General features: G+C 60.0%; 10 protein-coding genes. 6 read left to right on the top strand and 4 right to left on the bottom strand.

Translation table 11 applies throughout. The features are described 5' to 3' along the window. Positions 1 to 99 precede the first annotated feature (99 nt). The gene (locus GQX66_RS22700; RefSeq protein ID WP_016982860.1) at positions 100 to 417 is read left to right on the top strand and encodes a DUF883 family protein; all 318 of its coding nucleotides are present in this window, start codon (positions 100 to 102) and stop codon (positions 415 to 417) included. A 55-nt stretch (positions 418 to 472) separates the two neighbouring features. Here the strand turns inward: GQX66_RS22700 and GQX66_RS22695 are convergent, their stop codons facing one another. Continuing rightward, entirely contained in the window at positions 473 to 1,504 is a 1,032-nt protein-coding gene (locus GQX66_RS22695; RefSeq protein ID WP_134019807.1) for an Ldh family oxidoreductase, read from the bottom strand. Positions 1,505 to 1,695: 191 nt separating this feature from the next. On the opposite strand from GQX66_RS22695, the gene GQX66_RS22690 reads away from it, so the two are divergent. Next, complete coding sequence (locus GQX66_RS22690; RefSeq protein ID WP_240871616.1) at positions 1,696 to 6,519, top strand: M35 family metallopeptidase; 4,824 nt, start codon at positions 1,696 to 1,698, stop codon at positions 6,517 to 6,519. A gap of 56 nt (positions 6,520 to 6,575) precedes the next feature. Here the strand turns inward: GQX66_RS22690 and GQX66_RS22685 are convergent, their stop codons facing one another. Next, positions 6,576 to 6,845, bottom strand: a complete 270-nt coding sequence (locus tag GQX66_RS22685) for a PepSY domain-containing protein (RefSeq protein WP_134019801.1) — start codon at positions 6,843 to 6,845, stop codon at positions 6,576 to 6,578. Between the two features lie 154 nt (positions 6,846 to 6,999). On the opposite strand from GQX66_RS22685, the gene GQX66_RS22680 reads away from it, so the two are divergent. Further along, positions 7,000 to 8,001: a FecR family protein gene (locus tag GQX66_RS22680; RefSeq protein WP_240871614.1), complete on the top strand. Its 1,002-nt coding sequence runs from the start codon at positions 7,000 to 7,002 to the stop codon at positions 7,999 to 8,001. A 62-nt stretch (positions 8,002 to 8,063) separates the two neighbouring features. Here GQX66_RS22680 and GQX66_RS22675 read toward each other — a convergent pair whose 3' ends face one another. Beyond that, positions 8,064 to 10,400, bottom strand: a complete 2,337-nt coding sequence (locus GQX66_RS22675) for an acylase (protein WP_240871612.1) — start codon at positions 10,398 to 10,400, stop codon at positions 8,064 to 8,066. Positions 10,401 to 10,694: 294 nt separating this feature from the next. Between GQX66_RS22675 and GQX66_RS22670 the strand changes: the two genes are divergently transcribed. Next, positions 10,695 to 11,072, top strand: coding sequence for a fe2+ zn2+ uptake regulation protein (locus tag GQX66_RS22670; RefSeq protein ID WP_085745805.1), 378 nt, complete (start codon positions 10,695 to 10,697; stop codon positions 11,070 to 11,072). Positions 11,073 to 11,090: 18 nt separating this feature from the next. On the opposite strand, the gene GQX66_RS22665 is transcribed toward GQX66_RS22670, so the two are convergent. Then, a complete protein-coding gene (locus tag GQX66_RS22665) occupies positions 11,091 to 11,279 on the bottom strand; it encodes a hypothetical protein (protein WP_007957552.1) in 189 nt (62 codons plus the stop codon). 157 nt (positions 11,280 to 11,436) lie between these two features. Between GQX66_RS22665 and GQX66_RS22660 the strand changes: the two genes are divergently transcribed. Next, the gene (locus GQX66_RS22660) at positions 11,437 to 11,574 is read left to right on the top strand and encodes a hypothetical protein (RefSeq protein ID WP_240871610.1); all 138 of its coding nucleotides are present in this window, start codon (positions 11,437 to 11,439) and stop codon (positions 11,572 to 11,574) included. Between the two features lie 261 nt (positions 11,575 to 11,835). Beyond that, positions 11,836 to 13,083: an MdfA family multidrug efflux MFS transporter gene (locus GQX66_RS22655; protein WP_102686255.1), complete on the top strand. Its 1,248-nt coding sequence runs from the start codon at positions 11,836 to 11,838 to the stop codon at positions 13,081 to 13,083. Positions 13,084 to 13,096 lie beyond the last annotated feature (13 nt).

The following is a 13,096-nucleotide window of genomic DNA, read 5'->3' as shown; positions in this document are numbered from 1 at the left end:
CTGACGCTGGTTTTTGCTCCGGATGGAAAATCGCTGCAACTTTTCAAGTCGCGCCACACTCCATTGTTCACTGTCCATTCACCTGCAAGGAGTCACCCAATGGCCCGCAAAAGCGCCGTTCAAGCCGCTGAAGACCAAATCAAGGATCAAGCGTTCAGCGAACTTCAGGCTCTGATCGAAGAGTCGGACAAACTGCTCAAGAGCAGTGCTTCACTGGTCGGCGAGGAAGCGGAAACCCTGCGCGGACAAATCGCCCTGAAATTGCAGCAGGCACTGGATTCGGTATCCAGTGTGCGTGACCGCACCAAACCGGCGGTCGACGCTACCGAGAGCTACATCGGCGGCCACCCGTGGCAGACCGTGGCGATTTCCGCCGGGTTCGGTCTGGTGGTCGGATTGCTGCTCGGTCGCCGCTGAGCGCGAACAAAAAAGGCGAGCCCTCGGGCTCGCCTTTTTCATGCCCGGCACACACTCATTCGCCGGCCAGTTCACGCAACTGCGACAGGGTCTGTTGATCCAGTTCGATTCCTTTGGCCAGTGACTTGGCCCGCTGCAAATGCCGCCGATCCCCCGGCAAACGCTTGAGCCCGACCCCGTGCATCTGCCGCACAAGTTCCTGACTGCGTTCGGCAAAGCTTTGCCCGGCAGTCTTGCTTGGGTCGATCACGATCAGCAACTGACCGGTCCACGGGGTCTTGGCCCCCGGATGGTTCTTCCAGTCGAACTCGAACGAAAAATTGCCGCCGGTCAGCGCGGCGGCCAGCAGCTCGACCATCATCGACAGCGCCGAGCCTTTGTGCCCGCCAAACGGCAGCAATGCGCCGCCTTCCAGAATCGCTTTCGGGTCGCAGGTCGGCTGGCCGAGGCTGTCGACACCCATGCCCGCCGGCAGCTTCTCGCCCTTGCGCGCGGCGATCTGCACGTCGCCATGGGCGATGGCGCTGGTGGCCAGGTCGAACACGATCGGCGCACCGTCGGCCCGGGGCGCGGCGAAGGCGATCGGGTTGGTGCCGAACAATGGCCGGTCGGCACCGTGGGGCACCACGCAGGTCATGCTGTTGACGACGCTCAACGCTACCAGGCCTTCATCGGCGAAAGGCTCGACGTCCGGCCACAGCGCGGCAAAGTGATGGGAATTGCGGATCGCCAACACCGCGATCCCGGCACTGCGGGCCTTTTCCACCAGCAGCGCACGTGCCGCCGCCAGCGCAGGCTGGGCAAAACCGTTGCCGGCATCGACGCTGACGAATCCTGAAGCCACATTCTCGACTTTCGGCACGGCCTTGCCGTTGACCCAGCCGCTGTTGAGCGTCGAGACATAACCGGGGATCCGGAATACGCCGTGACTGTGCGCACCGTCCCGCTCGGCATTCGCGCAATTGGCGGCCAGCGTTCTGGCGACTTCGGCGGAGGTGCCGTGACGGGTGAAAATCCTTTCCAGCAATTGAGTCAGCTCGTCCAGAGATACCGTGGACGAGACCGCATGATCGTGTGGCGCAGACATCTGAAGCTCCAGAGTAATTATTGGAGGGAACAACAGCGAACGAACAACCCGCCAGAGGATTAACCATGGCCGGCCGGTTGCCTGTCAACCCCGCAGTATTTATCTACCACCCTCGCCTCCGTCACCCGCCCTAGCCTTGCGTCTCGACCCATCGGCGCCTGCCAGCATGCGCCCCTCATCGAGACTCGATCATGTCTGCCCCCATCAAACCCTTGTTGTTCCCCGAAGTCCTTGACTCCCCCGGTCTCTGGACCGAGCTGGGCAAGACCCACGGTCTGTCCGAACACGAATTCAGATGGCTCGCCCATGCAAAGCTGTCCACCCATGCCTTGCGCAGCCAGCAGACCCCGGCCATGCGCGCCGAGCACATCCTGCTCAATGTTGGCAAGGGAATGCCGCTGCCGTTGCCGGGTGCGTTCGTTCTCGGCGAGACGCCCGTCAATAAAGCCCAGATCCTGTACACCGTGTATGACGGCCTCAAGAAGTACCCTGACCGCGCCGACTTGAAACAACAGTTGGAGCAGCGACTGAACAATCCTGACGACCAGGCCAATCTGTTTGCGTTCCTGTCGTTGCCGCAACGCAAGCGGCTGTTCGATGCCGAAAACATAACGGTGTCGTTCAGCCTCATCGAAGGTGATGTATTCGATGAAAACACCGCGGCCATCCAACAGGGGCAAGTTCTGAATGCGCAGGCCATGCGTGCGGAGCTGGAGCAGTTGCCGACGCTCAATCACCTGCTGGAAAGCATTCTGGATGAATTGCTCAAGTCGCATTTCGGCAGCCTGCAGCAAAACCGTACTCGTGTCGGTTTCTACACCCTGGACGATGCCACCGGCGCCGATGCCGCGACGCCGACCAGACACTGGCTCGACTCCATGAGCCTGAGCGATGCGGTGCTGTTGCATTACCGGCATCAACAGTGGCCGACCGCCGCACTGCGGGAGTTCAGCAACCCAGGCAGATCGGTCACCAAAGGCGATCAAGCGCAATGGGAAGAGGCTGTCAAAAGCGCGTCCGGCATGTTGCCAGCGCTGCTTTTCCGGCAACTGGAACACTATTGGAATGCGGCATCTGCAGACGGCGCGCCGCGCCGCACGTTCTTCGCCGACGTGCTGCAAGACCAGGCACGCAGCGAATGGATGGTCAAACGCGAAATCGGCATTCTCGATGCAACACAGTTCAACGCACTGCATCAGCTGATAACGCACGACGCGCAAGGCCCGCAACGCCCTCTCACCGAAACCGTGCGGCTCTGGGAGCACGAAGCCAACTACGTCGAACTGGCGGGGTCGCTGATGATCAGCGCAAGCCAGGCATTTCTTTACACGCCGGTGCAGGGCCTGCAAGTTCTCACCGACTACAAAGACCTGAAACAGACGTTGCAGAGCAAGTTCATTGCCAAGGGCCACGAAGACGAACTCTACGGCCTGCTCAGCCTTGACGAGCGCAACCGGTTTCTGGGTTTCGACCAGCCGCAGGTGTCGGGAGACCGGATCATCGGAGAAATCTTCAAGATCCTCTTCGAATTGATCATCACCAAGCAGCGGCAAAACATCGAATACGCCTTGCAAGTGTTTCGCCACAGCGATGGCGCGGTGAATCTGCAGGCCCTGTTCGACAAGAGCCTGGACATCCGCTCGATGATTCATGAGCGTTTGGTGGCGCTGGACAGTGCAGGTCGATGGAGCACGCATCCGGTGCTGGCAGGCAACCAGCAACCCTCTCAGGTACTGGCAGACAAGGCGCGCGCGTCAATCAAGACATTCAGCAGCGTCGAGGGCCCGCTTGTCGCGATGCTCGAAACACAACCCATGGCGCATCAGGAGGCCCAACGGCCGTTTCTCGAAAGCCTGAAGTCAATGCTTGCTCATGCATGGTTTATCGGTGTCACCGGCGAAGCCCGGTTGCGGGTGCTGGGCGACAGCCTGTCGGCCTCCGTACAGGCAATTGTCAACACCGTGATCAACGCTGATCAGCCGACCCGTGCGTTGCGGCACTCCCTCGAGGGCTTTCGCCCCGATGCCTATACACTCAGCCTTGAGTCTTCCGGTCAGCAGGATCTACTGCCGCTCGCCCACTGCCTGCTGATGACCGAGCGCGGCGGCCTGGACGCCAGTCACTCAGGGCGGGCAGTGATCTGGACGCCCGCGCTGGGCATTGAAGTGTTCGACACTGTCGCCGCTGCACGGCGCATGCTCGATCAGCGGCTGCTGCACAGCGTGCAACGTCTGTCGTTACTGGAAAACCTGCTGCCCGCGCAGTTTCAGCCCCACCAGCGCTACACCCTTGGGGCATTTCAAATCATCGAACACAACGTGCTGCACAATCGCGTGCAATCGGCCATCGAGCATTTTCTCGGGCGCTGCGAGCAGGTGCGCACCCGCGTGAAAGATCCCGTCAGGCGCAACAATGCTCTGACGAAACTGCGCAATCAGGCTTTTCACACCAACCTCAAACTGGCGACGGCCCATGCCCGGGCCATTGCCACACAACAGACCTACCCGGCGTGGCTGGGCATGGCAGCGAACGCGGAACAGAAACTGCACGTAGAACTCATGGAGCAGTGGCGCCAGAGTGTCGTCGACGACAAGGACTACCTGACAGGCGTGCCGACGCTGGTCAGCCATGTCGAGCAGACCTTGAAATCACTGCTCGACAGTCGATTCCCCAAGAGCGGGCTCAATCCCCGGCACATTCAGATAACGCCCAATCTGGCGCTGGCCGGGCCCGCCAGAAACCTGGTCGAGTTTGCCCTCAATCACATCAACATCGCCCAGGGCACCGGTTTCAAGGTCACCTCGAGAACCACCCAGGTCCTTCCGGACGGGCTGAACCAAAGCGCCGTGACACAACTGCTGCTGTCCCTGGCGATACCGACCACCTACAGCGACAAGGTCCGTGAGGCGCTATCGACGACATCAGTGGCGGGTATGGCCCGGCAGCAGTTTTTTTTCCGCCAGGTGCCCTGGCAATTGCTGCAACACGCTCATGCACTGAAACTTCAGCAGCATTTGTCCGAGAAAGCCTTCAGTTACATCCGCCAGGTACTGGACATGCCGGATGCCATCGCCCGCGACGCCGTCGCCGGGACACACGCGATCGTGTGTCCGCTGTCATTGATCAAGACGGAAAAGGCCAACGCCGTCGAAGCATGTGGACTGTATGTGCTGGCTCCCGGTACCGGGCACAAAGGCCCGTTAGTGCTTTATACCCCGTATGCGGAGCAGGCCTTTCACGAATTCCCCGATGAACAGGGTCTGATCGCCGCCCTTAATATTCCGGGGCTGCTGCAGAACCTGTTGTTCCGTCGTCTGCCACCCACACAACGCGCAACATTTCGCAGCCTGTTCGCCGACACCCTCGGCCAGACCAGTGAAGTAACACTCGATTACCGCCCGATCGGGGGCAACCTGCTGGAGCGGCTGTTTCAGGACAACCTCGATGTGTTGAAACAAATGCTCGGGTCGCAGAAAGACAGCGACGGGCAATCCGACTGGGACAACGCCAAAGTCCTGTTCAGTGACGAGATCAAACAGGTCACGGACATGTTGCAAGGCAAACTCGCCTATGGGCGCTTTCTCTGGCAAGCCTACGACGAATTCAAGGACTCGGCCGAAGCCCTGCAGAATCATCATTGGAAAAGAGCACTGAAATCTTTTATCGACGGCGCGGAGCAGATGGTGCTTGTCGGCCTTTTGCCGGAAATGTCGGCCGAAAGCGCAGTGAGCGCCGAGGTCGGCGAACAGACGCTCGCAACCGGCACTGGAAAAGTCGAAAAACCGATTGCACCGACCTTGGCCGAGATCGAAACCACCTCGCCACAACGCACACGCCTGCAGCCTTTCGAGGCGAAGGATGTCGCGCTCAAGGACCTCACGTACAGCGCGGCTCAGGGCGTCTATCAGAACGCCGCGAACAACCGCAGCTATGCGGCCGTTGATGGCAAGGTCTACCGGGTCGTCAAGCAGGGTTCGGCCTGGCAATTGGCCAAAGCTGAGGAACGCGGCCCGTTGCTATTGAAAAACGGTTCGCGGATGGTACAGATCGCGCACGGCCAGACCGTTCATTTCGGCAAAGCCTTCTCCAGAATGCTGGAGCACAACAAATACACGCGCCTGCGCCGCACGATGCTCAACATCGAAGCGCACGGCATGGAAGAAATCACTCGACGCTACCCTGAAAAAGCGCGGGTACTCGGGCACGCAGTGGGGCTGGCCCGGGATTATGCGTTCAACTGCCTGCACAACCTGGCGATTCTGGACATAACCGCTGTGCCCGGTGGACGGGTCAATCGGTTTCTCATGGAGTTTTTTGATGTCCCGCGCCTCACAACGCAGATCCTGGCCAGGATAAAAACCGCGATCTTGCCGATCTGTAACGCCCTGGTAGATCCCGCTGATGATTTGCTCAACACCGACCGGTTCATCGTCGGTTCGACCAACTGGTTCCACGACGTGATTGCGTTTGTCCTCGATGGCGATCTGCAGAACAAGGTCCATTTCACCCAGCACTTTTTTGACCAGGACCTGGGTGACTACGTCCCCGTCGTTGCTCAAGGGTTTGATATTGACGGCCATGCGCAAGCCGAAACCCTGATCCACGAACTCGCCCATCAACTGAGCAACGCCTGGGATATCGCAACCGTACGCGGGCGTGAGCCTTTCTGTGACCTGATATCGGCGGTGACACCCGACGGTGCGAAGTTGCTCCGGTCGTTGCAGGACGAACGGAGAATGGCGCTGTCACTGGCCACACCCCGGGCACAACTGTTTGCGGAATGGAATCCGGATCGCGCGATCTGGATCGACTTTGACAGAATTCCCGAAAAAGAGACCACGGCTGCGGAAATTTTCAAGCAAACGAACAGTACGACAATGAACGAGGCGCGCAATGCGTTCATGGATCAGCAGTCATCGGATGCCCGTGTCGGCGTCATCTTGCACAATGCCGACTCGATTGCGCTGCTGATCTGCGAAGTCGGCCGCCAGCTGGATCCTGTCCCTACCGTCTGATCCGCAAAAAAAATGCGCAGGCTCGACACCTGCGCATTGCTCGACAACCGTGAGACTCAGTCCTTCTGGTCACGCAGGACGTTGCCCGAAGCGCCGTCGATGCGGAATTCGTACACCACACCGTCAGCCTTGCGCCCTTCCCCTTTCCAATAGCCGTCATTGTCGGCCTCGATCTCGTAGACCTCGACATAACCGGCCTTGGTCTTGACGACCTCGATGGCCTTCTCGATGGTGATCCATCCTGCGCCAGGACGGTCAGCCAGTGCCGCGCCTGCACTCAGAAGACTGGCGGTGGCGACGAAAGCGGCCAAGGTTCTTTTGATCATTTTTTCACTCCATTTGTGGTTAATGTTCACGAAACGTCCTGGTTTTTGGGGCGTCTGAGCGAAAAAAAGTTCCACGTTTGATGGGTAATTGCCATGACGGTTGTTCTCGGCACCTCCCCCCCGAGGTTAGAATGCGGGAAATCAGGATGAGTCAATGACCCAGAACACCCTCTCGGAAGCCGAATACGATGCGATCACCGATGCCGCCGCGCATTGGTGCATGCGTCTGCACGCCGTCGATTGCACCGCTGAAGAGCGGCAGGCGTTCGACCAGTGGCGCGATGCGCACCCGCTTCACGCGTTCGAATATGAGGCGATGCTGGAGATCTGGGATGTCGCCGAACATTTGCCACGCCCGGAACCTGCGGTAGTCATACCGATCACTCCGCCGGCCCGGACGTGGCGCCAATACGCGGTGGCCGCCTCCGTTTGCGCGCTGGCGCTCCCGCTGGCGGCCTGGACCGGGTGGAATCTGGGGTGGCTGCCCAACAGCTATCAGCACTTCGCCGCCACCGACAATGTGCGCCACGTCACTTTGGGCGACGGCAGTCAGGTCGAGCTGAACCTCAACACCGAACTGACCTACAGCAATTACAAGGACGAGCGTCGCGTCACCCTGAAAAAGGGTGAGGCCTTCTTTGAAGTCAGCCATGACCTGAGCCACCCTTTCGTCGTCAGGGCTGCAGAAGGCAGGATTCGCGTCACTGGCACCCGTTTCAACGTCTGGATGTATGAGGATCAGGTGAAGGTCAACTTGATCGAAGGTTCGGTACTGGTCACCAGCAACGCTCAGCTGCCAGGCGATGGCTTGCGCCTCGGCCCTTCGATGCAGGCTCGCTACCGACACGGCGACTTCATGCCGCAAATAAGCCAGACCTATGCCAGCGACAACTCGCTGGCCTGGCGCAACGGCAAACTGGTACTCGACAACCTGGCGCTGAACGACGCGCTGCCGTTGATCAACCGTTACCTGGACAAACCTCTGATGCTTGCCGATAGCGCGACCGGATCGATCCGGGTCGGCGGCATTTACAACATCAAGGAGCTGAACAGCTTCGCCGGCTCGATGCCCAAGGTGCTGCCGGTGTTCCTGACCCGCAACAAGGACGGCAACCCGGTGATCAACCCGATGCCGCAGCAACCGCCAAAAAACTGAAGGCCGGTCCCGTGAGGGAGCGGCCTTCTGCTTTTGCGGTTATCGACGGGTTGAACAGCTGATTACTGCGCCGCGACTTTCCCCGCCTTTTCCAGATCATCACGCACGGTCTGCACCTGATACTGCGGATCTGCCTTGATCTGCTGCTCGGTGAATGGCAACACGCTCCACTGTTTCTTCGAGAACGCCTCGGTCTGGTCGCGGGAATACTTCGACGCCGGATCACTGGACAGCGAGAACGCCAGCAAACCCTGGGCATGCGGCCCCTTGTCGTCGAACGTCACGACTTGCAGGTAACTGGTGCCACTGACCACTTCCAGCTTGCCGTTTTCACGGGGCACGCTCTGGATCGCGTTGTAGATGCCCAGCGTGCCCGGGCCACCGTGGATCGGCGTTTGCTGACCGCCACTGCTGACCACCTGCACATCGCCCCAACGGGTTTTCTCGGTCAGGCCCATTTTGGTGGCGGACTCGGCCGACGCCAGCATGGCCTCGCGCAGTGCCTTGGCCACTTCGGGCTTTTCAATGGCCAGTCCGCGCGGGGTGTGTTGCGCATCCTTCGGATCGAACGCCACACGCCAGGCCTGCGGCGATTCCTGCATCGCTTGCATGATGCTCTGGAAATGCACCAGCCCGATGCCCGACTCCAGATTCGCCCGGCCGTCCCACGCTTTCAGACTGCTGCACACCGATTTCAGCGCTGCCTCAGGCTGGGAAGCACAGAACTTCAACAGATCCGGCACCACCTGAGTCGCCAGGAACACCTGATCGTCCATCACCATGTGTTGCAGGTCCTGCACCGACACCGGGCCTTTCTTGCTCAGGGTCGCCAGACGATCCAGCGCAAAGCGCGAGCGCAGGCCCAGAGGCTGGCCGTCCTGACTGATCAGCGGCGAGAAGCCGGTCAGCGGTTGCGCCGGGTTGGCCAGCCACGCCGAGTCGTTGGAGTGCTGGACGAAGTCCTTGCGCAACAGCTGCGGCAGTTGGCTGGACGCGTAAATGCCCTTCTGTGCGGCTTGCGGGTCGATGTCCCAGGCGCAGGCGCTGCTGGAGCCGTCGAGCACGATCATTTGCAGGCCCATACGCGGGTCGCTGCACCTGGCCAGTTTGTCGGCACTGACATTCGGCACCACCGACAGGTTCATGTACAGCGTCTGGCCCTTGTCATCCACAGCCAGGGTGTTGACCCACGGGATGCCCTGGATGGTATGCACCGAATCCTGCAGATCCTTGAGATTGCCGGCGCGGTTCATGGCGTACCACTGTTTCAGCACCCGGTCGTTGTCGAGGTTGGCATCGCGCAGGCTATAGGCGTACTGATTGTTCCAGTCGAGCTTGCCGGGCCACTGCACGATCGGGCCGAACTGCGAACTGTAGACATCCCGCTGTACTGGCACGACCTGCCCGTCCGCCTGTTTGACCTGCACCGTGACCGTCTGCTTGTTCATCGGCAGGGACTGGCCGTCGAGCAGGTAACGGGTCGGATCCTTCGGATCGAGTTGCAGGCGATAAAGCGTGAAATGCTTGGACGAGTCGACGGTGTGGGTCCAGGCCAGGTGCTGGTTGAAACCGATGTTGATCATCGGCAGGCCCGGCAGCGCCGCGCCCATCACATCCAGTTTGCCAGGAATGGTCAGGTGCATCTGATAGAAGCGCATGCCGCCGACCCACGGAAAATGCGGGTTGGCCAGCAGCATCCCGCGGCCATTGAACGAACGCTCGCTGCCGACCGCCACCGCATTGCTGCCACGGTCGAGCGCGAAGCGTTGCAGACGCGTGTCCGCCAATTGGTAAGCACGCGCATCGTTTTCAATCTGCGCAGTGGACTGCGGGGGTGTAGCACCTGCCAAGGCTTCGGCGAACTGACCGACTCCGCCCTCGACCAGCAGGCGACGGGTCAGCTTCACCAGGTCTTCGGCAGCGATGTCGCGCACCCATTCACCCTGGCACTGTTGCGGCAAGCCTTGCTGGCGACGCTCGGCCAGGTAACGGTTGTAGCCGGCGGCATAACCTTCCACCAGATCACGCACTTCCACCGGTTGCGCCTGCCAGAAGGCATTCACGGCCTGCGGCGTGTTGAGCCACTGGAAGAACACGTCGCTGACGCGGTTCTCGCGCTCTTCGACGGTCAGTTGCTCCGGCCCGAAGTACCGCGACCGCTCGCCGTTGACTGTCACGATCTCGTTGGCCAGCAGGCACAGGTTGTCCTGCGCATAGGCATAACCGATGCCGAACCCGAGACCACGTTCGTTTTCCGCGCGGATGTGCGGTACGCCAAAACCTGTGCGACGGATATCGGCGCCGGTCTGGCCGGAAGGGCTGAATGCCTGCGCCGACAGACTCAGCCCGAGAAACAGGCCGGCAAGGGTCAGTCCGGTGAATTGCCTGGAAATAGTCACGCTCGCTCCTGATCGAAATGCCGAAGAGCGAACCGCCCGCCACCGTGAACACGTCGGGCCCGGCTCGCTCTGAAATCACCCACGCGTCACGCGCAATGAGCCTGTCCAGAAAACGAAGCCGCGGAAAAAAAATTTAGTCGGCCACACATCCGTCTCGAACCGTAATCACGGGGAAAAGACGAAACGACGACAAATTTTCTACATTTTTCGCTTCATGATTTGTCGAGCTGAAACGTCTTGTTTAGAGAGAGCACAAAAAACCTTTCCTGATCAGGCTCTGAAAGGAGTAATCGCATGTACAACCCACCCCTACCATCGGAAGGTAGCCAGACCCCACAAGGAGCGCCCATGGGTTCGCACGTCGACGTATTCGGGCAACGGGTCGAGCGTCACGGCAATGAGCGCATCCGTTTGCTGCTCAAAAGCTTCGGCCTGCGCACCAGTCTGATTCGCCTCAAAGTCATCGACACCCTGCTGGTCGCCGCCGAGGATGACCGGCGTCTGGGTGTGCGTGGCGTGCATAGCCAACTGCTGGATCTGGACATTCCGTTGTCCTTCCTCAGCGTTCGTGAAGTGCTCAAGCGTCTGTGTGCCGAAGGCGTGATCACGTTCAACGACGACAAGAGCTACAGCCTCCATCCTCAGGCTGCCGCGGTGCTCAACAACGATTGAAGCACCCGGCAGACGCCGTCAGGGCTTGACCTTGCGGCGCATCACGCCGTTGATCACCACGACCACCACCGCCACACCGATGGCGATGTACTGGAACGTTTGCTCGCTGAGCTTGCCGGCGTTTTGCAGCCAGGACAGGCCGAGCATGATCAGCAGTACGGCGACGGCGATCAGAATCGAATATATCAAGCGTTGCTTATGGGTCATTACAGGTTCCTGAACCGTTGGAATGTATCGGGTTTGTATCGGCGTTGATGCCATGCACATACCGTTTGACGGGGATGCGCCGCGGTAAACGGGGTCTCATGTTACAGCCGATGAAGAGCTTTGGCTTCAAACGGCGTCAACCATGAGGATCCTTGAAATGCTGCGTCGAATCACCTGGCTGATTCCTGTCCTTGCACTGCTCACCCTGAGCGGCTGCATCATCTTTCCCCACGGCGGCTGGCATGGCGATCATCGCCACTATGGGCCTGGCCCGGGCTACGACTACCATCGTTAAGCCATCTCACGGAAAGGATGCCAGCGTCCGTCCGTTCAAATGCAACAACGGATTTAAGCGTCAGGAAAAATGCCCACAGGAATGTGGGCTTTTTTTATCGATCGGCGATCAATGCTGTAGGGCGCTTCACCTGTGCAAGCAAGAAAGTCTCCCTCTGCAACATCACGCATAACGAAGTCACAGACCGTCACACCAACGACGTAGGAACAATGACTTCCCCTCCCTACCCTTTGCGCTCCCTCTCAACTGTCCAGGAAGCGCATGCAAAGAACTCTCATCAACCTCCCGCCGCGCCGGGCGCTCGGCTTCTGTCTGGCCATCACGCTGTTCGAATGGCTGACCTACATGGCCAGTGACATGGTCATGCCGGCCATGCTGACCGTCACCCGGGATCTCGAAGCCGATGCCGCTCACATCCCCAACGCGTTCAATCTTTACCTGATCGGCGGTGTCTGCCTGCAATGGCTGATCGGGCCGCTGTCCGACCGGTTCGGCCGGCGCCCGCTGCTGCTGGGCGGTTGTGCGCTGTTCGGCGTGACCTGTGCGGCGGCTGTCGCCACGCCCGGCATCGAAGTGTTCAACGCCCTGCGCCTGTTGCAAGGCATGGGCCTGGGGTTTGTCGTAGCGGTCAGTTACCCCGCGCTTCAGGAAGTCTTCTGCGAGGCCGATGCGGTCCGCCTGATGGCGCTGCTGGGCAATGTCGCCCTGCTTTCGCCCCTGCTCGGCCCGCTGCTCGGCAGTCTGCTGCTGGAGTGGCTGAGCTGGCGCGAGTTGTTTCTCGGTCTGGGCCTGATCGCGGCACTGACCTGGATCGGACTGCATGTCTGCATGCCAGAGACGATCGGCGTTTTGCGCCACGATGGTAGTCAACAAGCACCGATTCCTTTCTCATTTCGCCAGATCAGCAGTCGCTACCTTGCACTGCTGCGCAATCACCGGTTTGTCGGCATCTGCCTGGCGCTGGGTTTGATGAGCCTGCCGCTGATTGCCTGGATCGGACTGGCGCCGCTGCTGCTCGTCCAGTTACTGGGACTGACCACGCGCGAATATGCGCTGTGGCAGATTCCGGTGTTCTCGGCAGTCATTGTCGGCAATCTGATCCTTGATCGACTGCTGGCCTTGCGGGATCTGCCGCAACTGATTCGTCTGGCGCTCTGGCCGTTCTGCCTGGGTTTGCTGACCCTGATCGCCACCGCGGTGACCAGCCTTTCGCTTGCCGGATTGATGACCGGTCTTGCGCTGTATGCCGTGGGGCTGGGTATGAGCAACGCCGCGCTGTACCGGCTGGCACTGTTTTCCAGCGATGACAGTAAAGGCCTGGTGTCTGCAGCAATCGGCATGATCTCGATTGCCGTGATGGGGATAGGTGGTTCGCTGATTGCCGCCATCGGAGGTGGCACCCGTCTCGAATCCTTCGCCCTCTGGGCGGCACTGGGCGGTCTGCTCAGCCTGCCCCTGCTGTACCGGTTTCTGCCACACGTCCCGGCAGATTCCGCCTCTTCAACATAACGACAAGGACGCC

It is taken from the genome of Pseudomonas sp. B707 (assembly GCF_022496685.1).
Taxonomy (GTDB): Bacteria; Pseudomonadota; Gammaproteobacteria; order Pseudomonadales; family Pseudomonadaceae; genus Aquipseudomonas; species Aquipseudomonas paraglycinae.
Note: the sequence above shows the minus strand (reverse complement) of the source record. Positions and strands in the feature narration are given on the sequence as shown.